Origin of the sequence: Pseudomonas svalbardensis (assembly GCF_030053115.1) — a bacterium.
Taxonomy (GTDB): Bacteria; Pseudomonadota; Gammaproteobacteria; order Pseudomonadales; family Pseudomonadaceae; genus Aquipseudomonas; species Aquipseudomonas svalbardensis.
This window is the reverse complement of sequence record NZ_CP125619.1, coordinates 1,980,210-2,003,560: the sequence shown is the minus strand read 5'-3', so window position 1 is coordinate 2,003,560 and position 23,351 is coordinate 1,980,210. Positions and strand designations below refer to the sequence as shown.

Sequence of the window (23,351 nt, the reverse complement as noted above, 5' to 3'; positions counted from 1 at the left end):
ATTAAACTCCTTCTTTGGCGCACTTAGCCAAAGACAGCAACTCGCTCCAAGTCCTTTTAGAAGTGTTCGCCCAGTCAAACTTATCACTCTGCCGAACTGCCTCAGCCGACAACCGACTTAAAAGTTCCGGATTTGATAACACCTCAGACAACAATTTGTATATATCAACCGGATCAAACGGAGAAAAATACAGGGCCGCTTCCGCACCGAATTCCGGCATAGGCATAACATTGGAGCAAACCATCGGCCTACCCGAAGCAAGCGCCTCAAGAAGGATATTTGGGCAATTCTCACAAGACGACGCGAAAAGATTGAGATAAGCATGGTGGTACAGCGGTGGGAGACTCTGGTAGGGAATGGCACCCATCAGCAATACCTGTTGCTCAAGACCCAGGCTCGTCACCAGAGCCTTGACTCGCTCTGCCTCAGGCAGATTTTTCTCCCCCACAAGAATCAGCGAAAAACGCTCACGGAGTTCTGGGGAGAGTTTTGCGTAGGCATTCACCACTTCGTAGTGGTGTTTATAAACATCAAACCTCGACACATATAAAATATATTCATTGACCGGAAGAAAATCAGGACGAGCAACAGTGCTTCTGTGAGTTCTAAACACCGAACCGATCCCGTGAGGAATCGTAATCGCGTTTTTAACTTTAGTGAGCGATTCAATAACACTTCGCGCGTAATTAGATATGAAAATCGTCAAGTCGGCCTCGGACATGCTCTTCAACATAATACGATTCAACAGCCAATTTCTTAACCGCTGCAGACCTAACGGAATACTTCTACGCACTCGCAAATCGAATGGAATCATATTACGAAACATTGTTACTACTTTGCAGCCTTCTGGCGGACGGGTGCCCACGACCCCGCCAGGACAAAATAGAACGTCGGCCTTTTCAGCCTTCAAGATACCGGGGAGCATCCACTTCTCCCACAGCGCCCTTACAATCGGATTTTCGGTAGGCCAAGCCGGCTCTACTCGTCGAATCTTTGGATGATTCGGTAACTTTAGTGACGCAGGAGCGAACACGACGATTTCAAGATCGTCGTCCTCGGGCACAAACTGAAAAAGATTGATCAGATAAGTCTGACCACCACCAAGCCGGGCAGAAAGAGCGTTGAAAACTATCTTCATAGGGCACCTTATGCTCAATATAAATTAACGACTATTTCTATCAAGCCAGGACTGGAACATTAAAATATTCCACAAATGAAGACTTCGATCGTAAGTTCCATTCTGATGTTGAAGCCACGCCGATCTAATTTTCTGACAATCGAAATACCCCTCTCTCTTGATCCGCTCTTCAGCCAACAGGTCTTCCGCCCACCCCTTCAACGGTCCACGCAGCCATTCTGCAAGCGGAATAGAGAAACCCGCCTTTGGTCTGTCAAAGAACGAGGTAGGCACATACTGCTTGAGCAACTCCCGCAGTGGCCACTTACCCACGCCGCTCTTTATCAATTGGCTTGAAGACAAGGAAAACGCCAGTTCCGCTACGCGGTGGTCGAGCAGTGGAGCCCGGGTTTCCAGGCTTGCACTCATCGCACCGCGGTCTACTTTGACCAGCAAATCATCAGGCAAATACTGAGAGACATCCCACCGACGCATTTCCTCAATGTAATCGACCGCCGACTCCCAAGAGACAACCCCACGATCATGATCGTCAATGCCCAGCACCACGTCGTCAGTAGGCTGCCATTGGGACATCAGACCTGTGTACATCTGCGCCAGATTCTCAGACGCCAGCAACTCAGACATTCTGTAGATTCGCCGACCATTTACTTTAGCTCGTACGGTACCCGGCAAAATGGAACAGACGTTGTCCCACCCTTTAGACGAAAGAGACCGAAGGGAATACGCCATGATATGGCGCGCAGGCAATGGAAGCTTTTTTATACGCTCCCACAAACCGGCAGTAATTTGATAGCGGGGATATCCTGCAAAAAGCTCGTCGCCACCGTCTCCGGACAGCGCTACCGTTACATATTGCTTCGTCATCCTGGACACCAGGATTGTCGGGATCTGCGATGAGTCGGCAAAAGGCTCATCGTAGACATCTGGCAAACTTGGAATAATCGAAACTGCGTCATCAGCACTTAAGTAAAACTCAGTGTGAGTCGTTCCCAAGTGCTTGGCGATGGCCTTCGCGTAAGGTGCTTCATCAAATTCAGGCTCATTGAAGCCGATTGTGTACGTATTGATACTTGTAGGACTCTGCGCCTGCATCAACGAAACGATCAGGCTTGAGTCGACGCCGCCCGACAGAAATGCCCCCAGCGGAACATCGGCGATCATCTGCGATTTGACAGCGGTAGACAGTCTTTCGCCGACTACACCTACAACCTCTTTGTCGGTCGCCTGCGACAACTCGTCCTTCAACGCACTACTGGATTTTAGCGACCAGTAAGAAACTGGCGCTTGCGCGCAATTAAGCGAGTCGACGGTCAAATAGTGAGCCGGCTTTAGCTTCTTGATACCTTCGTAGATAGAGTCCGGAGCCGGAACATACCCATACTGCACAAACTTCGCCAATGCACGACGATCGATTCGCAGCTCGCCACTAAAAGCAGCCTTGATAGCCTTCAACTCGGAAGAAAAAACAAAGCGATTGCCGAGAATGCCGTAATAGAGAGGTTTTTCCCCCATCCGGTCTCGGGCCAACGTAATTGTTTTCGTCACTTTGTCCCAGACAGCGAACGCAAACATGCCTACCAAGTTTTCTAGGGTAGTTTGTACGCCCCATGCTTCGATTGCGGTCAAAAGCACTTCAGTGTCGGAGTGTCCACGCCAAACGCGGGAGCAACCTGCATCAATCAGTTTTTGACGAAGCTCGTTGAAGTTATAAATTTCGCCGTTAAAAACGATAACGAACCGCTCGTTATCGGACACCATTGGCTGACTGCCGTGCACCGAAAGCTCTAAAATAGAAAGCCGCCGGTGACCTAGCGAAACTCCGCTATCGGAATCTGACCAAACTGCTCCGTCATCGGGCCCGCGGTGTATCAACGCATCTGCCATCTTGCCCACGGCAACGGCGCTGTGCTGATCCAGCTTCCACCCGACAACTCCCGCAATTCCGCACATACCTACTCTCTCAATCCAGTGAAAATATTTAACTTCACTTCAAAACCCTGACGAGCTTCATTGCGAAGAATAATCCTAATGACATCACATAAAAAACCAGTGAATTCAGCAGGTATATTTCACCGTACCAAATCCAATGCATAACCGAAGCGGCACAAAGCATATAGAGAAAAAGCCGCAAAAAGTCGTCATCGCGACAACGCGAGTCGATCAAACGCAAGAAGCAAACGCTGATGAAGCCATTGAGAAAAACGCCAAACAAACCGAAATTCTCAAAAGCAACCCCCGCCACATGAATACCGCCAAGTCCGGTAATGTAGTACCAGAGCGCTGGGTTATCTACCATGATGGGTTTTTCTATACCGAAAGCCGAATAGATAGGCGATGGTGCGAGCGAAAAAAACATGTCGAGATAGGTCTGACCATATCTCAGGTGCTCTCCATCCCAAAAACTCGTCAACTGCTGAACCAGCGGCAAAATGATCGCATTCCAGGAGTTGAACAAAAAATACTGGGTGATGTTATCCGATGTCAGGTCCACGTCCATGCGGCTCATTGAAACCACTACACCGCTTACCAGCAGAAGCACCATGAATGCAGCAACAAGCAGCAGTATTTTCAGCTTGATCAACGCGTTATAACGGAATAGCAAACCCAGTATGTAAGCAACAACGAGCACGACAAAATCACGGTCACCTGTCATTGCATTGGCAACGCAGTAAGACAGCACCAACATCGCAGACGCCGTCAGCATTAACCTGGACGGGTAGGCGAACGCCAAAGCGGTGATCGCAATAATGGAGAAAACAACTACCGACTCGATACCCGCAAACATCTCAAGCATCGCATTCGCGTTAATGAGTCTAAAGGCGATAAAAAAGAGTGAAAGCGCAAAAAAAATCACGCCTGCCAGTTTAAAATCCATCGCAGAAAAAAAAGTGGGCCCGCCCAAATCAAGCTTTCTGGCAGGTATCAACAGCGAGAGTAGATAGGCAAACAGCCCACCCACAACACCCAAAAGCCAGACGAGAGAAAGCCTGAACACCAGCAGGTCATCCAGGTAATACTCATACCCCCCGATCGGCCAAAGCGTAACGGTGTCTCCCCACAGACAGCTTACGAGCCCGAGAAAGGGTACCGAGTAACAGACGGCATACAGCGCGACCAGATATTTTTTGAATATCAGGCATAAGACGCACTGCGTGATCAAAATCAGTAAGCACGTCGAAACCAGTACTATCGCCATCAGCTTAAACCAACAAAATCAAAACAACTAAACTGCAAACCAGAATTAACTCTGGCCCCCGTATCGATTTCTGCCACGCACATTACATGACCATGGCTCACAACAAAAACACTATTCATGACACCCATTTACGCTTGCCGAAAGCTGCAAGAACAACAATTTGAGCAATCAGAGCCAACACAAAAGACCTAAAAAGATCAAGCGCCAACATATCACCTTTCAGACTCACGTAAATTGTCGCCGACAAATACGCTATTGCGTATACACAACTACCCAGAAACACTACTCTCGTCTTGTTCTTGCTGTGCAGTATTTGCGTCACAATAGTCGTCGTAAGGCCAATACCTCCTGCCAGTACCGCATAGGTCAACAGATCACTCTTACTGCAAAAACTTGTCCCCAGGAAGCACAACCAATAGTTCTGCGACAAAATCATGAGTAAGGGTAGACAGATAGATATTAATATCCCGAGCATCAAGTACAACCTGCTGGCGCTGTTCCCGTGCCCCGCCAGCCGGACAATGGCATAGGAAGTCAACGAGCTTGGAAGCACGGTCACCAAAATATAGAACAGGAAAAAAAGATTGAAATAACCGACTTCCGAGACATTCAAGCTTGAGTTAGCAAATACCATCAGACAAACAATATGAACAGGCGCCCCTAAAATCATACTGCCGGCAATGGCAGGAGCCCCCGACTCCGAAAGCAGCCCGATCATTTTGCGAAAGGAAAAAAGCGCGCGGCCTTCCTCATTGCTGAATTTGCTTGCCTTTATCATCCAAAAGCCAAAAGCGGGTGCGATCATCGTACATATGGCCAGTGTGAACACTACCCCTTCTATACGCCCTTCTAGCTTGGCAATAGCAACAACCAACAGTAATCCTATAAGCCCATGAGCGGCTAATGCTGCCGCCCATCTTCCGGAGGTATTAAGGGAGAACATCATTCCGGTAACGGTTAAATTGCAAACACATGCAAAACCCAGAAAAAAAGCTCCAACCATCAAGTAACCTGTGCTTACGTCATAAGCAGAATCTGGCACCGGAAAAGCTGAAAAGACAATGATACAGAGAGCACCAACGACGATACCGCCCCATGCCATGAGGCTCAGGGACGTCTTGTAGTTTACTCGCCCGGCATTCATGACGGCGTAACGACTCAGGGCCACGCTCAAGCATTCCCCGACCACTGTAGCGACCCCTGTTACGATCGCATAATGGTAAGAAAAAACGCCATATAGCTCGACCCCTAGTATTCGAGCCAAACTGAATAGCAAAACAAACATACACAGTTTGTTCGCCAAGACAGTGATTGCGCAAATCTCCTTAATCACAAAAATTAACTTCTTGCAAAGAAGGATACATACCACCCCGCCGCTTTCAACATTCCCTCACCAACATTGAAAAGTGGTTCATAACCCAGCAAGTTTTTTGCCTTGTCTATATTCGCTTGCGAATGCCTTACGTCACCCGCCCGAAACTCGCGATAGATCATTTCCGAGCCAGAGTTCACAGAAACACGAGCCAGAGCATCCTTGATACAGGCAAAGACCTGATTCAATGTTGTTCTATCACCCACCGCGACATTATAAACGTTATTTTTTGCTTCATCGCTGGCACAGGCTGCGAGGATGTTGGCCTGAACGGCATTTTCTACAAAACAGAAGTCTCGACTCGTTTCGCCATCACCGTTAACGAAAACTTCTTCGTTATTGATCATGGCCGCGGTCCACTTCGGAATTACGGCTGCATAGGCGCCGTTAGGATCCTGACGCTTACCGAAGACGTTAAAGTAGCGAAGCCCGATAGTTTTGAAGCCGTAAGTGCTGGAAAAAACCTCAGCATACAATTCGTTGACATATTTCGTGACCGCATACGGCGAAAGAGGCTTTCCGATGACGCCCTCCACTTTCGGGAGCGCTGGATGATCACCATAGGTAGAACTAGAAGCTGCGTAGGTAAAGCTTTTTACCTCCGCATCTTTCGCAGCAACCAACATATTCAGAAAACCATCAATATTCGTGCTGTTTGTTGTAATAGGATCGTTGATAGAGCGAGGGACAGAGCCCAGTGCCGCCTGGTGCAATACGTAGTCTACCGGAGTGCCTGCCGTAGCAATGTCAGCCTGGAAAGTCATCGCTTTTTTGCAATCTTCTACATTTCTGATATCGCCGCTGACCAATACGAACCGCGCCCATTGCTCAGGGCTCACCACTGATCGAACTTCATCGAGATTACGCTGATGCCCCGTAGCGAAATTATCCAGCCCCACAACCCGTTGATCCAGTTGCAGCAGGGTTTCCAATAGATTGGAACCAATAAATCCGGCCACTCCCGTGATCAACCAGACTTTGGGGGATTGTTGAATTTCTGCTTTGATTTCTTCGAAACGAATCATGTAATTCTCGACTTGGATTGTAGTATCAGCGAAAACGAATCGGGGTCTTTACAGCCCCCCGGGGTTCAAAGACGCAGATCCGACTGAGAGGCATCCAGCAGATACTTAAGGTCATAGAGAACGTGTTCAGCTTTACCCAAGCTCCGAATTTTTTCGGCACCCATTGCGGCGAACTCATTGTGGGCGACGGCCAGAATAATGCCATCGTAGGCATTATTCTGCGGCTCGCTGACGGGCGTGATCGAGTACTCATGCATCGCCTCGGCTGCGTCCACCCATGGATCATACACATCAACCTTAATATTGAACTCAGCGAGCTCATTCACAATGTCGATGATTTTGGTGTTGCGCAGATCCGGGCAGTTTTCTTTAAATGTAAGCCCCATTATCAAGACGCGAGCCCCATCAACATGAATTTTGCGCTTGAGCATTGCTTTGACTAGTTGAGATACGACATAAGCGCCCATGCTGTCATTCAAACGGCGCCCGGCCAGGATGATTTCAGGATGGTAACCTATTGACTGCGCTTTATGAGTAAGGTAGTAAGGATCTACCCCAATGCAATGCCCACCTACCAAGCCCGGACGAAACGGCAAGAAGTTCCACTTTGTCCCCGCGGCTTCTAGCACCGCCTCGGTATCAATACCCATCTTGTTGAAAATCAATGCCAGCTCATTGATCAGCGCAATGTTCAAGTCACGCTGAGTATTTTCAATAACTTTTGCTGCCTCGGCGACTTTGATGCTTTTCGCCTTATGAGTTCCGGCGACAATAATGGTGTTATATAGGTCATCTACCAGATCAGCCACTTCAGAAGTGGACCCTGCCGTGACTTTTTTAATGGTAGTTACACGATGTTCTTTATCGCCCGGGTTTATCCGCTCCGGGCTATAGCCAGCAAAAAAATCAACATTAAACTTAAGGCCGGATACCTTTTCCAATACCGGGACACAGTCCTCCTCGGTTGCACCAGGATAGACCGTTGACTCATATATAACGATATCGCCTTTTTTCAGAACACGACCAATGGACTCGCTGGCCTTAACCAAAGGCGTCAGATCGGGCCTTTTGTGCTCATCAATTGGGGTAGGTACGGTAACAATAAATATATTGCACTCCGACAACTCGTCCAGCGCAGAGCTATAACTTAGTCCTGAGGCCGACTGCAATTCATCGTCAGATACTTCAAGAGTAGCATCATGACCTGACTTCAGCGCTTCAATTCGTCGCTGGCTGATATCAAATCCAACCACTTGCATTTTTTTGCCAAACTCAACCGCCAGCGGCAAGCCCACATAACCGAGACCTACTATGGCCAACTTTACATCTTCGAGTTTAAGCATTGTTTTCCCTTGCCATTCATCAATATTAAGTTGATCGTAAAAACTACTTCACATCTCGCGCTTTCAGAAACGAGCATCACAGCTGCATAAATTGGAAATTATACCCAAAGCTCCGCAGGGAACCATAACCATTTTAAGCCGCTAGAAGAGGAAACGCGAGTTGACACCCCCACCCTTTGCGAAATCACCCACATCCACACCTACCACTCGTAGGAAAATAGCCATGGGAGGAACCGAAGGAGCGTCCTCACGGCAATTTTCGATCTGGCGCCTGACAGCCAGACCTCTGAGCACAAAGCCCTCTCTCGTTGCTGAACACTAAAGTCAGTTCAAAAAAAACCGCGTGACATTCTTGTCACGCGGCCTAAATGAAGAACAAGCGTAGCTGGGCTTTCAACTATTCCGGTTTCGCCACAAAGAAACTACGAAACAATACAAATACTACCCCCAGGATCAGACCAGTTATCACCCCAAAAACGAGGATCAGCGCCTTATTAGGCTTGATAGGGTTGTCTGGCAACTCTACGACCCCGTCCTGCCGATAAACAGCCACCAGCGACGGATCAGTTTTCAGACCCTTGAAATAGCTGTACTTATCTTGAAGATCACGCAAACGATCCGAAAATGGATCATCCGACTGACGAGCCTGCAGATTTTCGATTTCAGCTTTCAGCGCTTTCGAACCACGCATGTAAGTAAGCTGACCAGACTCCCCACCCGCAATGACAGATTGGTTGACCGTAATCGCTGGCGGCTTCTCCAGATTGATCGACTCAGCGATATGCAACGCCTCATTTAACTTGACAATCGAGTCCTCTCTCGCCCTACGGCTATTCTCTCTGGCCGAACGTATTTGCTGATCCAGATTACGAGCACGGACTTCAGATTCGATTGAAATATTCTTGAGCATCTCGTCTTTAGCTAAATCCCCGGCTTGAGCAACGTATGCACTAACCCACCCTTTGGCCTGTTCAGGATTACCGGTTTGCACGACGACCGAGTACTTGTCAGAAGTTTCTTTGAGCGGCGGAACTACGCGAAGCACCTGAGAAAACTTTGAGTACAGTACGTCCTGGGGTATTTTACGCTCGTCTGGAGACAAACTCGGCACATAGACTTTGCTAAAAAAATCTCTTCGCAGCGACTCTGCCTGTAAGCGACGCGTAAAAATGTCGTAGACATCTTTAACACGGTAGGGCACTAACTCCGACTCTTTCATCCGCCCATAATTGAAGTTTGCAATATCGTTCTGAGTCGGTGGCGCTACAAATGCTTTTGCTTCATAGACTGGCTTCGCAAGAAACGCATAACTGGCCGCAAGAACAGCGCCCAAAATGGTGAAACCAATAACGATCAACTTTTGCTGCCAAAGGCCGTGGATGAATCTCTGCAACTCAAAATCGTCTAAACCTTTTTTATCTTTAGACTCAACGTACATATATTGCTAGCCTTTTACCTTAGGAATACATTACTTCAGTAAATGTAGACGATTTTTAGAGCCTTCACTGCAGATCTCAGCAATTCAAGCTGAAACCACACCGATCCATTCTCATAATAAACGCGCGCAGGATACCGCATCACTGTCGCCTTTTGAATGTCCGAAGCCAAAAATCAGCAAGTCACCTGTCGCCCGCGGCCCTACGCCTTAAGGCGCTAGCAGACATCAACAGCCCGCCCACAACTGTCCCAACGAGGAACGAACCGAGTACAAAAATCGACACCTGCAACTGAGGAGAAGAAAAACCGAAAAATGAAACCACGATAAGCTTTTGGTTTTCCAACACAAAAAGCAGGCATGCAATCGAAATTAACAGTAAAAGACCGGTGATGACGAGCCGCTTGAAGCGACTCCTATCTCGCCACCTACTCGTCACAGAAGCCCTCCTCTTCTTCGTTGACCCGGTCGCGCAACTCTTTACCCGGCTTGAAATGCGGCACGAACTTGCCGTCGAGGCTGACCGACTGACCGGTCTTCGGATTACGCCCCACCCGCGGCGCGCGGTAGTGCAAGGAGAAGCTGCCAAACCCACGAATCTCAATGCGATCCCCGGTGGCCAAGCATTGAGACATTTGCTCGAGCATAGTCTTGATGGCCAGCTCCACATCCTTGGATGAGAGCAGCCCTTGATGGGTGACAATTCGTTCGATCAACTCCGACTTCGTCATATTTTTCCCTTCTTTTTCAAGCAGCTAGGAAAATCGCTATCAAGGTTTTAGCATGACCGGAGGAATTTGAACAGCCCATGTTTTGACGTATATCTGCCAGCATCGGGATGCTGGACACGAAGGGCTCTGAAACACCGTCGCGCCATTACTCACTCATCTGCAGATAACCAGCATGGTGCGCGTCAGATAGCCCGCGGGATTAAAGCCAAAGGGGTACTCATCCTCGTCCTTGGCATCATCGGACCTGGCTACAACTTTGTAGCCCGCCGCCTTGCACTCCTTGTTCGCTCGCTTGCGACACTTCTCCCAGCCCGACCCCAACCCCGAACAATCGATCTCGATGCCACTGACCCCACGCACCGCGTGAGTCTTGGCGCTAGTGGTACAACCCGCCAATGTCAGCACTGCTATGACGACAATGAGCTTGTTCATTCGCTTCCTTAGGCTGGACACGCCGCCCGACGGTCGTTCGCTTCAAGCTAAAGACTAGCTGCAAATAAACGATTGATCCGATTAAAGAAAGAGACAACTTGCCGGGTCGATTGGTTTCACGGCAAACAATCGCAGCGCCGCGAAACCATTAGGATCACCAAATCCCAGACACAAAAAAGGGCGACCGAAGTCGCCCTTTTTTATGGCCTGACAGAACTTAGTTCTGTTTTTCCATTTGTGCACGCAACAGGTCGCCCAGAGTGGTAGGACCAGCAGCGATGCTATCCGTAGGCTTGTCTTTCAAGCTCTGGATTGCTTCTTTCTCTTCAGCATCGTCTTTCGACTTGATGGAGAGCTGGATTACGCGGCTCTTGCGGTCAACGCTGATGATCTTGGCTTCTACTTCCTGGCCTTCTTTCAGAACGTTGCGCGCGTCTTCAACACGGTCACGGCTGATTTCGGAGGCTTTCAGAGTCGCTTCGATATCGTCGGCCAGAGTGATGATGGCGCCTTTAGCGTCAACTTCTTTCACGATGCCTTTAACGATGGCGCCTTTATCGTTCTCTTGAACGTACTCGGAGAACGGATCGCTTTCCAGTTGCTTGATACCCAGGGAGATACGCTCGCGCTCTGGGTCAACCGACAGGATAACGGTGTCCAGCTCGTCGCCCTTCTTGAAGCGGCGAACGGCTTCTTCGCCCACTTCGTTCCAGGAGATGTCGGACAGGTGAACCAGGCCGTCGATGCCGCCGTCCAGACCAATGAAGATACCGAAATCGGTGATCGACTTGATGGTGCCGGAGATTTTATCGCCCTTGTTGAACTGGCCAGAGAAATCTTCCCATGGGTTAGATTTGCACTGCTTGATGCCGAGGGAGATACGACGACGCTCTTCGTCGATGTCCAGAACCATAACTTCCACTTCGTCGCCGACTTGTACGACTTTCGAAGGGTGGATGTTCTTGTTGGTCCAGTCCATTTCGGAAACGTGTACCAGGCCTTCAACGCCTTCTTCCAGCTCAGCGAAGCAGCCGTAGTCGGTCAGGTTGGTTACACGAGCGGTAACGCGAGTGCTTTCTGGGTAACGGGCTTTGATAGCAACCCATGGATCTTCGCCCAGTTGCTTGAGGCCCAGGGAAACACGATTGCGTTCGCGATCGTACTTCAGAACCTTGACATCGATCTCGTCGCCAACGTTGACGATTTCGGAAGGATGCTTGATACGCTTCCAAGCCATGTCGGTAATGTGCAGCAGGCCATCGACGCCACCCAGATCGACGAATGCGCCGTAATCGGTGAGGTTTTTGACGATACCTTTGACTTGTTGACCTTCCTGCAGGGATTCCAGCAGAGCTTCACGCTCAGCGGAGTTCTCGGCTTCGAGGACGCTACGACGGGAAACGACAACGTTGTTGCGTTTCTGGTCAAGCTTGATGACCTTGAATTCCAGCTCTTTGCCTTCCAGGTGCGTGGTGTCGCGCACAGGACGGACGTCAACCAGAGAACCTGGCAGGAACGCACGGATGCCGTTAACGTCGACAGTGAAGCCGCCTTTAACCTTACCGTTGATAACGCCCTTGACCACTTCTTCGGCTGCGAAGGCTGCTTCCAGAACAATCCAGCATTCAGCGCGCTTGGCTTTTTCACGGGACAGCTTGGTTTCACCAAAGCCGTCTTCAACCGAGTCCAGAGCAACGTGAACTTCGTCACCGACGTTGATAGTCAGTTCGCCAGCATCGTTGTAGAACTGCTCAAGCGGGATGAGTGCTTCAGACTTCAGGCCAGCGTGAACGGTTACCCAGCGAGCTTGGTAATCGATATCAACGATAACACCGGTGATGATGGAGCCTGCCTGAAGGTTCAGGGTTTTTAGGCTTTCTTCAAAGAGTTCCGCAAAGCTTTCGCTCATTTTAATTCCTGTTGAATAAGGGCGAAGGATACGCCCATCTCCACGTCCCAGACGACGTGGGTTATGTTCATTAGAAGAAACACCGCAAGACTATGACTGGTCCCCTACGGAGTTTCTTGGTCACCCGGCGATATCGCGAATGGCGATCTCGCTCATGATGCGTTCCAGCACCTGATCGATGGATAATTCCGTGGAATCCAGCTGTATGGCGTCAGCCGCCGGCTTGAGCGGGGCTACCGCTCGCTGGGTGTCACGCTCATCGCGGACACGTATCTCATCTAGCAGACTCGACAGACTAACACCATCGACTTTGCCCTTCAACTGCAAGTATCGACGGCGCGCACGCTCCTCGGCACTGGCAGTGAGGAATATCTTCAGCGGTGCATCCGGGAAAACCACCGTGCCCATGTCGCGGCCATCGGCCACCAGACCCGGAGCCTCCTGAAACGCCCGCTGGCGCTGCAGCAGCGCGTCGCGCACCGCCGGCAGAGCAGCCACTTGCGATGCCCAGGCGCCAACTTGTTCGTTGCGCAGATCATCAGTGACATCGTCACCTTCGAGAATGATCCGCTGCGGATGACCTTCGGTCGCACCGACGAACTGCACGTCCAGATGAGCGGCCAACAGCTTCAGCGACTCTTCATTGGTCAGATCGACGCCATGATTGCGCGCGGCGAATGCCAGCAGACGGTACAGCGCACCGGAATCCAGCAGACACCAGCCCAGGCGCTTGGCCAGAATCCCGGCAATAGTGCCTTTGCCCGAACCGCTAGGCCCGTCGATGGTGATGACCGGTGGCTTGATAATCACGACTGAGCCTCTTGTGCAACACGGATACCGACCTGCGCGCACAGCGCGAGGAAGTTCGGGAACGACGTCGCGACGTTGGCGCAATCATGGATGCGGATCGGCGCAGTGGCGCGCAGCGAAGCCACGCTGAAGGCCATGGCAATCCGGTGATCGCCGTGACCGTGCACTTCGCCGCCGCCGATCTGTCCGCCGTCGATGATGATGCCGTCCGGGGTCGGCTCGCACTTGACGCCCAGCGCCAGCAAGCCATCCGCCATGACCTGAATCCGGTCCGACTCCTTGACCCGCAGCTCTTCAGCGCCACGCAGGATGGTGCGCCCTTCGGCACAGGCCGCGGCCACGAACAGCACCGGGAATTCGTCGATGGCCAGCGGAACCAGCGCTTCGGGAATCTCGATACCCTTGAGTTTAGCTGCACGCACGCGCAGGTCCGCAACCGGCTCGCCGCCGACTTCACGCTGGTTTTCCAGGGTGATATCGGCGCCCATCAGACGCAGAATATCGATCACGCCGGTACGGGTCGGGTTGATGCCGACGTGCTCAAGCACCAGCTCCGAACCTTCGGCAATCGATGCCGCCACCAGGAAGAACGCGGAAGACGAGATGTCGCCCGGCACTTCAATGTGGGTCGCGGTCAGCTTGTGGCCGGACTCGACCGAAGCGGTCGCACCGTTGACGGAAACCGGGTAGCCGAAGCCACGCAGCATGCGCTCGGTGTGGTCGCGGGTTGGAGCAGGCTCGGTGACGGTGGTTTTGCCTTCGGCGTACAAACCCGCCAGCAACAGGCAGGATTTAACCTGGGCACTGGCCATTGGCATGGTGTAGGTCAGGCCTTTGAGCTTGTTGCCGCCACGAATGATCATCGGTGGACGACCTTCAGCGGCAGTCTCGATCACGGCGCCCATTTCACGCAGCGGATTGGCCACGCGATTCATCGGACGCTTGGACAGCGAAGCATCGCCTGTCAGCGTGCTGTCGAAGTTCTGCGCAGCCAACAGGCCAGACAGCAGACGCATCGAAGTGCCGGAGTTGCCCAGATAGATCGGGCCCGGCGCAGGCTTCAAGCCATGCAGGCCGACGCCGTGAATGGTCACGCGACCGTGGTGCGGACCTTCGATCACGACGCCCATGTCGCGGAAGGCTTGCAAGGTTGCCAGGGCGTCTTCGCCCTCGAGGAAACCTTCCACTTCAGTGACGCCTTCAGCCAGGGAGCCGAGCATGATCGAACGGTGGGAAATCGATTTGTCGCCCGGTACACGAATCCGCCCAGTCAGGCGGCCACCAGGTTGTGCCAGGAAAATCAGGTCGTTGGAATTCATAGCGTCCACATAAGCCCGGCGGGCCAGGATTTTACTGAAATGTTCGCGGGCAACCCGGGCGCGAGTGAACACGCCCAACAATTGGTGCCCATCCCCTGCATCGACCGCGTCGCGCAAGGCGTCGAGGTCGCTGCGAAATGTATCGAGTGTGCGCAGGACAGCTTCGCGGTTGGCGAGGAAGATGTCGTGCCACATGACCGGGTCGCTACCCGCGATTCTTGTGAAATCACGGAAACCGCCCGCAGCGTAACGGAAGATCTCAAGGTTTTCATTGCGCTTGGCCAACGAATCGACCAAACCGAACGCCAACAAGTGCGGCAAATGGCTGGTCGCCGCCAACACTTCGTCATGACGCTCGACCTGCATGTGCTCGACATCGGCGCCCAATTCGCGCCACAAACGGTCGACCACTGCCAGGGCTGCCGGATCCGTCTGATCCAGCGGTGTCAGAATCACTTTATGGCGACGGAACAGCTCTGAGTTAGAGGCTTCCACCCCGCTCTGCTCGGAACCGGCAATCGGATGCCCCGGCACGAATCGCGACGGCATGCCGCCAAACGCCCCGGTTGCCGCACGCACCACATTGCCTTTGGCGCTGCCGACGTCAGTCAGAATCGCTTGCCCCAGGTCCATACTGGCCAATTGGCCGAGCATTTTTTCCATGGCGAGGATCGGTACGGCCAGTTGAATCACGTCGGCGCCCTGGCAAGCAACGGCCAGGTCTTCTTCGCAGCGATCCACCACACCCAATTCAACCGCCAGTTTGCGCGACTGCGGGTCGAGGTCGACCCCGACCACTTCCCGGCACAGGCCGCCTTCACGCAAACCCTTGGCAAACGAACCGCCGATCAGCCCCAGACCGACCACCACCAGGCGACCGATCATAGGTTCAGCAGATTGCAGTGCAGTGACATCAACCACGAGCCAGAACCTTGGTCAGCGCCTCAAGGAAGCGGCTGTTTTCAGCCGGCAAACCGATGGTGATGCGCAAGTGGTTCGGCATGCCGTAATTGGCCACCGGACGCACGATCACGCCTTCGCGCAACAAGCCCTGGAAGACCGTTGCAGCAACACGACCCAGATCGACGCAGATGAAGTTGCCCTTGGACGGAATCCAGCTCAACCCCAGCTCGCGGAAGCCCGCTTCCAGTTGCTGCATGCCGGATTCGTTCAGGCGACGGCTTTCAGCCAGGTACTCGGTGTCTTGCAGCGCAGCGCATGCAGCGGCCAGAGCCAGGCTGTTAACGTTGAACGGTTGACGCACACGGTTCAGCACATCCGCAACCACCGCAGTGGACAAGCCATAGCCGACCCGCAATGCCGCCAAGCCGTAAGCCTTGGAGAATGTGCGCGAAACCAACAGGTTCGGGTAGGCCGCCAGATAATCCAGGCCATCCGGCAAGTCGCTGCCTTCGGCGTATTCTATGTAGGCCTCGTCCAGCACCACCAGCACGTGTTCCGGTACGTCCTGCAGGAATTCGTCCAGCGCCTCGGCGCCAAACCAGGTCCCGGTCGGGTTGTTCGGATTGGCGATAAAGACCACGCGGGTATCGGCATCGATCGCGGCCAGCATGGCCGACAGATCATGGCCCCAGTCTTTGGCCGGAATCACTTTGGCCGTAGCGCCAACGGCTTGCGTGACGATCGGATAGACCGCAAACGCATGCTCGCTGAACACAGCGTTCAGCCCCGGCGCCAGATAAGCACGGGCGACCAGTTCCAGAATGTCGTTGGAGCCGTTGCCCAGCGTCACCTGATTCAGCTCGACACGGCACTGATCAGCCAGCAGGGTCTTGAGCGCAAAACCGTTGCCGTCTGGATAACGGGTCAGCTCGGCCAATTCTTCGCGAATCGCCGCCAGAGCCTTGGGGCTGGCGCCCAACGGGTTTTCGTTGCTCGCCAGTTTGACGATGCTGGCCGGATCGATGTCCAGCTCGCGCGCCAGTTCGTCCACAGGCTTGCCCGGAACGTAAGGCGAAAGTTGTTGCACGCCCGGCTGTGCCAGAGCGAGGAAGTCACCACTCATTTGCTACCGCCCTTAGAGAACTGCTTTCGGGTAGGAACCCAGCACTTTGAGTGCTACTGCTTCCTGACTGATCTTTTCCAGCACACCCTTGATCAACGGATCACGGTGGTGGCCGACGAAGTCGATGAAGAACACGTAGGTCCATTTACCGCTGCGCGACGGACGCGTCTCGATTCGCGTCAGGTCGATGCCGTTGTCGTGGAACGGCACCAGCAACTCGTGAAGTGCGCCGGGCTTGTTGCTCATGGAGACGATGATCGACGTCTTGTCGTCGCCGGTCGGCGGCACTTCCTGGCTGCCAATCATCAGGAATCGCGTGGAGTTGTCCGGGCGATCCTCGATTTTCTCGGCCAGGTGGGTCAGCCCGTACAAGCCTGCGGCCATGTCGCCGGCAATCGCCGCCGAGTTCCACTCACCCTTGACCCGCTTGGCCGCTTCGGCGTTGCTGGACACCGCCACGCGCTCGACATTCGGGTAATGCGCGTCCAGCCACTTGCGGCACTGGGCCAGGGACTGGGCGTGAGAATAGATGCGGCTGATGCTGTCGGTCTTGGTGTTTTCACCGACCAACAGGTGGTGGTGAATCCGCAGCTCGACTTCGCCACAGATCACCATGTCGTGTTCGAGGAAGCTGTCGAGGGTGTGGTTGACCGCGCCCTCGGTGGAGTTTTCCACCGGAACCACGCCAAAGTTCACCGCACCGGCTGCCACTTCGCGGAACACTTCGTCGATTGCCGCCATCGGCTTGCTGATCACCGCGTGACCGAAGTGCTTCATGGCCGCCGCTTGGGTGAAGGTACCTTCAGGGCCGAGGTAAGCCACTTTCAATGGCTGCTCGAGGGCCAGGCACGAGGACATAATTTCGCGGAACAACCGCGCCATCTCTTCGTTGCCCAGCGGCCCCTGGTTACGCTCCATGACGCGTTTGAGCACCTGAGCTTCACGCTCAGGACGATAGAACACCGGCACTTCGCCTTCGGCCAGCGAGGCCATCTTTACTCGCGCAACTTCCTGGGCGCAGCGTGCGCGCTCACTGATCAGCTCCAGGACTTTCTCGTCCAGGGCATCAATGCGCAGGCGCAGTGCCTTGAGTTCTTGCTCAGACATTAGCCGTGTTCCTTCTCGAACTCTGCCATGTACGAAATCAGTGCGCTGACCGCAACGATGTCGACGGCGTTATAGATGGAGGCTCGCATGCCACCCACGGAACGGTGACCCTTGAGATTCAACAGGCCACGCTCTTCGGCACCGGCCAGGAATGGCTTGTCGAGACGGTCGTCAGCCAAGCGGAACGGCACGTTCATCCACGAGCGATCCGACTTGTTGATCGGGTTGCTGTACAAGCCGCTGGCGTCGATGAAGTCGTACAGCGTGCGCTGTTTCACTTCATTGAGCTTGCCAATGGCTTCAACACCACCCTGCTCTTTCAGCCACTCGAATACCAGACCCGAGAGGTACCAGGCCAGGGTTGGCGGGGTGTTGTACATCGAGCCGTTGTCGGCCGCGACCTTGTAGTTGAGCATGGTCGGGCACAGGGAACGGGCGTGACCCAGCAGGTCTTCGCGAACGATGTTGACGACGATGCCGCTCGGACCGATGTTCTTCTGGGCGCCGGCGTAGATCATGCCGAAGCGCGATACATCGATCGGACGCGAGAGAATGTCGGAAGACATGTCGGCGACCAGCGGGACATCACCGGTTTCCGGGACCCAGTTGAATTCCAGGCCACCGATGGTTTCGTTCGGCGCGTAGTGAACGTAGGCCGCGTCTTTCGACAGGTTCCATTCGTTCTGACCGGGAATAGCGAAATAGTCGTAAGGCTTGGCGGTAGCGGCAACGTTGACGTTTCCGTAGCGCGAAGCTTCTTCGATGGCTTTCTGCGACCAGATACCGGTGTCGATATAGTCGGCGGTGCCGCTTTCCGGCAACAGGTTCAGAGGAATCTGAGCAAATTGCTGGCTGGCGCCACCTTGCAGAAACAGCACTTTATAGTTCGAGGGGATATTCAGCAGATCACGCAGATCCTGCTCGGCCTTGGTGGCGATGGACACGAACTCATCGCTGCGATGGCTCATTTCCATGACCGACAGGCCCTTGCCGTGCCAATCAAGGAGTTCACCCTGGGCGCGCTGCAGGACAGCTTCGGGAAGTGCCGCAGGACCGGCACAGAAGTTATAGGCTCTCTTGCTCACATCCAATCTCGCTCTGATTTGGTGGTATCACGCAATAAATCGCATTATCAGCCGACACCGAATTCCTGTTGAAACAGGGATCTGTGGGAGCGAGCCTGCTCGCGATTGCATCACCGCGATACATCAGACGCAACGCGGCGCCTGCATCGCGAGCAGGCTCGCTCCCACAAGGGATCTCCAGTGGTGTCGATATTTCATTACGAACAAACAACAAGGGGGCGAATTCTCATCCGCCCCCTGTCTGTCCGCTTATTCCTGCGGTTCTTCGTCAGCGGCGGCGTCCAGCTGCTGATCTTCAACAACGTCGTCGATTACGACTTCGCCGTCGAACACTGCACCCTCTTCACCTTCTTCCAGCTCTTCACCTTCGACTTCCGACGGCTCCTGAACCCGCTCCAGGCCTACCAGCGTTTCATCGCTGGCCAGTTTGATGAGGGTCACGCCCTGGGTGTTACGACCCAGACTGGAGACTTCGTCGACACGGGTACGAACCAGGGTGCCCTGGTCGGAAATCAGCATGATTTCCTCACCGTCGAGCACCTGGACTGCACCGACCAGACGGCCGTTACGGTCGTTGCTGACCATGGCGATGACGCCCTGACCGCCACGCTTGTACTCAGGGAATTCGGTGATCGCCGTGCGCTTGCCATAACCACGCGCCGAAGCGGTCAGGATCTGGCTGCCTTCTTCCGGGATCAACATCGAAATCAGCTTCTGACCTTCCGGCAGACGCATGCCGCGGACACCGCGAGCGGTACGACCCATGGCGCGAACGTCGGTTTCTTTGAAGCGAGTGACCTTGCCGCCGTCGGAGAACAGCATGACTTCGCGCTCGCCATCGGTAATGGCGGCAGAAATCAGTACGTCACCTTCATCCAGCTCCAGCGCGATCAGACCGACGCTGCGTTGACGGCTGAAGGATTCCAGCGGGGTCTTCTTCACGGTGCCTTTGGCAGTGGCCATGAAGATGAAGTGACCTTCGGTGTACTCGTCGACCGGCAGCATGGTGGTGATGTATTCATCACTGTCCAGCGGCAGCAGGTTGACCAGCGGACGACCACGGGCAGCGCGGGACGCTTCCGGGATTTCGTAGGTTTTCAGCCAGTACACTTTGCCTTTGCTGGAGAACAGCAGCAGCGTGGTGTGGCTGTTGGCGACCAGCAGGTGAGCGATGTAATCCTCATCCTTCACGCCAGTAGCCGATTTGCCTTTACCGCCACGACGCTGAGCCTGGTACGCAGCCAATGGCTGGGTCTTGGCGTAGCCACCGTGGGAAATGGTCACGACGCGCTCTTCTTCCGGGATCATGTCACCCAGGGTCAGGTCGAGACGGGCATCGAGAATCTCGGTGCGACGCACGTCGCCGTATTCGGCGCGGATCACTTCCAGCTCTTCGCGGATGACTTCCATCAGGCGCGTGGCGCTGCTGAGGATGCGGATCAGTTCGCCGATCTGGTTGAGGATCTCTTGATACTCGGCCAGCAGCTTTTCGTGTTCCAGACCGGTCAGACGGTGCAGACGCAGTTCCAGAATGGCTTGCGCCTGTTCTGGCGACAGGAAGTACTTGCCTTCGCGCAGACCGTATTGCGGGTCCAGGGTCTCTGGACGGCAAGAATCGGCGCCGGCACGTTCAACCATCGCGACCACGGCGGAAGATTCCCACGCAGTCTTGATCAGCGCTTCCTTGGCTTCCGACGGCGTCGGCGAAGCCTTGATCAGAGCGATGACCGGGTCGATGTTCGACAGGGCAACCGCTTGACCTTCCAGGATGTGGCCACGTTCGCGGGCTTTACGCAGCTCGAACACGGTACGGCGGGTAACCACTTCGCGACGGTGACGAACGAAGGCTTCCAGCAGGTCTTTGAGGTTCAGGATCCGCGGACGGCCGTCGATCAGCGCGACGATGTTGATACCGAACACCGCTTGCAGCTGGGTCTGGGCGTAGAGGTTGTTGAGGATCACCTCTGGCACTTCGCCGCGACGCAGCTCGATCACGACGCGCATACCGTCCTTGTCGGACTCGTCACGCAGTTCGGTGATGCCTTCGAGTTTCTTCTCTTTTACCAGCTCGGCGATCTTTTCGATCAGACGGGCCTTGTTCAACTGGTAAGGGAGTTCGGTGATGACGATCTGCTGACGGCCACCGACCTTGTCGATGTCTTCGATCATCGAGCGGGCGCGCATGTAAATGCGGCCACGACCGGTGCGGTAGGCTTCGATGATACCGGCGCGACCGTTGATGATCGCGGCGGTCGGGAAGTCCGGACCGGGGATGTATTGCATCAGCTCATCGATGGTCAACTCGGGGTTGTCGATGAGTGCCAGGCAACCGTCGATGACTTCACCGAGGTTGTGCGGCGGGATGTTGGTCGCCATGCCCACGGCGATACCGCTGGAGCCGTTGACCAACAGGTTGGGAATACGGGTCGGCATGACCGCAGGGATCATTTCGGTGCCGTCGTAGTTCGGCACCCAGTCCACGGTTTCTTTGTGCAGGTCAGCCAGCAGCTCGTGCGCCAGCTTGGTCATGCGCACTTCGGTGTATCGCATGGCGGCGGCGTTGTCGCCGTCCACGGAACCGAAGTTGCCCTGACCGTCTACCAGCAGGTAACGCAGCGAGAATGGCTGCGCCATCCGAACGATGGTGTCGTACACCGCGGTATCACCGTGAGGGTGATACTTACCGATCACGTCACCGACAACACGGGCAGATTTCTTGTACGGCTTGTTGAAGTCGTTGCCCAGCTCGCTCATCGCGAACAGCACACGCCGGTGCACGGGCTTCAAGCCATCGCGCGCATCCGGCAGTGCCCGCCCGACAATTACGCTCATCGCGTAGTCGAGGTAGGACTGCTTCAGCTCGTCTTCGATATTGACCGGTAGGATTTCTTTGGCCAGTTCGCCCATGAGAAGCCTGATTCCTTTTTCTGGTGAAACTTCGTCACATCCATATGGGACGAACGAAGCTCGCCGCTGCAGGCTGAGTGCCATGCACCGACTTACGACAAATCAACGAGTTATGCCATGGATCTGCGCAGTAAAGGCAGCCACATCGGGCTACCTTGGAAACCGCCGGATGTTATCACAAGAGCCGCCACGCACCTATCCCCCTGATGCGCATGGAGCATAGTTAGTTGACCGGTGACAGGCTTGAAGGGGACGAGAGAGGCTTAGAGCCCTTTTGAATGAAGAATTACGGGGTGAATGGGGGGAGTTCGGTGACTGTTATGACCCCTTCGCGAGCAGGCTCGCTCCCACATTGGATGTGCGTCATCCACAAATCCCCTGTGGGAGCGAGCCTGCTCGCGAAGGCTTTCTAACTGGCGACAGAGATCATCAATGCAGACGCTTACGACACATCAACTGCGCCATTTTCGCGGTGTCCGGGCGCTCGACGATGCCTTTTTCGGTAACGATCGCGTCGATCAAGTCCGCCGGGGTCACGTCGAACACCGGGTTAAACGCATCGACATCCGCCCCGACCCGCTTGCCGCCGACTTCCAGCAACTCGCGACCATCGCGCTCTTCAATCGGGATGTCATCACCGCTGGCCAGGTTCATGTCGATGGTCGAACTCGGCGCCACCACCATGAAGCGCACGCCATGGTGCATGGCGTTCACCGCCAGCTGATAGGTGCCGATCTTGTTGGCCACGTCGCCATTGGCGGTGATCCGGTCAGCGCCGACGATCACCCAGGTAATGCCTTTGGTCTTCATGATGTGGGCAGCGGCGGAATCCGCGTTGAGCGTGACGGGAATGCCTTCGTTGGCCAATTCCCATGCGGTCAACCGCGAACCTTGCAGCCATGGACGGGTTTCGTCGACATAGACGCGCTCGACCATGCCTTCAATGAAAGCGCCACGAATGACGCCAAGCGCCGTGCCAAAGCCGCCGGTGGCCAGCGCGCCGGTGTTGCAGTGGGTCAGAATCGCCTGGGCGTTGCCCTGGTGCTTGCGGATCAGGTCCACACCCAGTTGCGCCATGGTCAGGTTGGCTTCGCGATCGCTTTCATGAATGGCGATGGCCTCGGCTTCCAGCGCCGCCAGAGGGTCTGCATCACCCTTGAGACGATCCAGGCGGTCACGCATGCGACTCAAGGCCCAGAACAGATTCACCGCCGTTGGACGAGAATCGGCCAACAATGCGTAATCCTCCTCCCATGCGGCCTGCCAGTCACCGCCCTCGGCAATTCGCGCCCGGGCTGACAGGACCATGGCATACGCGGCAGTGATGCCAATCGCCGGCGCACCGCGCACCACCATCGAACGAATGGCCTCGGCCACGCCAGCGGCGCTTGTGTAGGCGATCCAGGTTTCCTCGAACGGCAAAATACGCTGATCCAGCAGGCAAAGGGCGCCATCACGCCAATCGATGGCCTTCACCTTCTCCGCAGCCAACAGTCGATCGCGCATCCGTCACCCC

17 protein-coding genes are annotated in these 23,351 nt (G+C 54.3%); all 17 read right to left on the bottom strand.

Annotation, left to right across the window (positions count from 1 at the left end):
- Nucleotide 1: 1 nt before the first annotated feature.
- Entirely contained in the window at nt 2–1,138 is a 1,137-nt protein-coding gene (locus QFX16_RS09155; protein ID WP_283183668.1) for a glycosyltransferase family 4 protein, read from the bottom strand.
- 24 nt (nt 1,139–1,162) lie between these two features.
- Nucleotides 1,163–3,088: an asparagine synthase (glutamine-hydrolyzing) gene (gene asnB / locus QFX16_RS09150; RefSeq protein WP_283183667.1), complete on the bottom strand. Its 1,926-nt coding sequence runs from the start codon at nt 3,086–3,088 to the stop codon at nt 1,163–1,165.
- 34 nt (nt 3,089–3,122) lie between these two features.
- The gene (locus QFX16_RS09145) at nt 3,123–4,334 is read right to left on the bottom strand and encodes a hypothetical protein (RefSeq protein ID WP_283183666.1); all 1,212 of its coding nucleotides are present in this window, start codon (nt 4,332–4,334) and stop codon (nt 3,123–3,125) included.
- A 115-nt stretch (nt 4,335–4,449) separates the two neighbouring features.
- The gene (locus tag QFX16_RS09140; protein ID WP_283183665.1) at nt 4,450–5,502 is read right to left on the bottom strand and encodes an MATE family efflux transporter; all 1,053 of its coding nucleotides are present in this window, start codon (nt 5,500–5,502) and stop codon (nt 4,450–4,452) included.
- A 170-nt stretch (nt 5,503–5,672) separates the two neighbouring features.
- Complete coding sequence (locus tag QFX16_RS09135; RefSeq protein WP_283183664.1) at nt 5,673–6,731, bottom strand: NAD-dependent epimerase/dehydratase family protein; 1,059 nt, start codon at nt 6,729–6,731, stop codon at nt 5,673–5,675.
- Nucleotides 6,732–6,796: 65 nt separating this feature from the next.
- A complete protein-coding gene (gene tviB / locus QFX16_RS09130) occupies nt 6,797–8,074 on the bottom strand; it encodes a Vi polysaccharide biosynthesis UDP-N-acetylglucosamine C-6 dehydrogenase TviB (protein WP_283183663.1) in 1,278 nt (425 codons plus the stop codon).
- Between the two features lie 397 nt (nt 8,075–8,471).
- Nucleotides 8,472–9,512, bottom strand: a complete 1,041-nt coding sequence (locus tag QFX16_RS09125) for an LPS O-antigen chain length determinant protein WzzB (RefSeq protein WP_283183662.1) — start codon at nt 9,510–9,512, stop codon at nt 8,472–8,474.
- A gap of 425 nt (nt 9,513–9,937) precedes the next feature.
- A complete protein-coding gene (gene ihfB / locus QFX16_RS09115) occupies nt 9,938–10,240 on the bottom strand; it encodes an integration host factor subunit beta (protein WP_283183661.1) in 303 nt (100 codons plus the stop codon).
- Nucleotides 10,241–10,393: 153 nt separating this feature from the next.
- The gene (locus QFX16_RS09110) at nt 10,394–10,672 is read right to left on the bottom strand and encodes a hypothetical protein (RefSeq protein WP_283183660.1); all 279 of its coding nucleotides are present in this window, start codon (nt 10,670–10,672) and stop codon (nt 10,394–10,396) included.
- A gap of 217 nt (nt 10,673–10,889) precedes the next feature.
- Nucleotides 10,890–12,581 carry a 30S ribosomal protein S1 gene (gene rpsA / locus QFX16_RS09105; protein ID WP_283183659.1) on the bottom strand — a complete coding sequence of 564 codons (1,692 nt, stop codon included), beginning with the start codon at nt 12,579–12,581 and terminating at the stop codon, nt 10,890–10,892.
- Between the two features lie 120 nt (nt 12,582–12,701).
- Nucleotides 12,702–13,391: a (d)CMP kinase gene (gene cmk, locus QFX16_RS09100; protein ID WP_008148720.1), complete on the bottom strand. Its 690-nt coding sequence runs from the start codon at nt 13,389–13,391 to the stop codon at nt 12,702–12,704.
- Nucleotides 13,388–15,595 carry a bifunctional prephenate dehydrogenase/3-phosphoshikimate 1-carboxyvinyltransferase gene (locus tag QFX16_RS09095; protein ID WP_283184537.1) on the bottom strand — a complete coding sequence of 736 codons (2,208 nt, stop codon included), beginning with the start codon at nt 15,593–15,595 and terminating at the stop codon, nt 13,388–13,390. Before QFX16_RS09095 ends, cmk begins: the two co-directional genes overlap by 4 nt.
- A 28-nt stretch (nt 15,596–15,623) precedes the next feature.
- Nucleotides 15,624–16,736: a histidinol-phosphate transaminase gene (gene hisC / locus QFX16_RS09090; RefSeq protein ID WP_283183658.1), complete on the bottom strand. Its 1,113-nt coding sequence runs from the start codon at nt 16,734–16,736 to the stop codon at nt 15,624–15,626.
- A 12-nt stretch (nt 16,737–16,748) separates the two neighbouring features.
- Nucleotides 16,749–17,843 carry a prephenate dehydratase gene (gene pheA / locus QFX16_RS09085; protein WP_283183657.1) on the bottom strand — a complete coding sequence of 365 codons (1,095 nt, stop codon included), beginning with the start codon at nt 17,841–17,843 and terminating at the stop codon, nt 16,749–16,751.
- Nucleotides 17,843–18,928, bottom strand: a complete 1,086-nt coding sequence (gene serC, locus QFX16_RS09080; RefSeq protein ID WP_283183656.1) for a 3-phosphoserine/phosphohydroxythreonine transaminase — start codon at nt 18,926–18,928, stop codon at nt 17,843–17,845. The genes pheA and serC overlap by 1 nt, the downstream gene beginning before the upstream one ends.
- Nucleotides 18,929–19,177: 249 nt before the next feature.
- Nucleotides 19,178–21,835, bottom strand: coding sequence for a DNA gyrase subunit A (gene gyrA / locus QFX16_RS09075; RefSeq protein WP_283183655.1), 2,658 nt, complete (start codon nt 21,833–21,835; stop codon nt 19,178–19,180).
- 429 nt (nt 21,836–22,264) lie between these two features.
- Nucleotides 22,265–23,341, bottom strand: coding sequence for an S-methyl-5-thioribose-1-phosphate isomerase (gene mtnA, locus QFX16_RS09070; RefSeq protein ID WP_283183654.1), 1,077 nt, complete (start codon nt 23,339–23,341; stop codon nt 22,265–22,267).
- Nucleotides 23,342–23,351 lie beyond the last annotated feature (10 nt).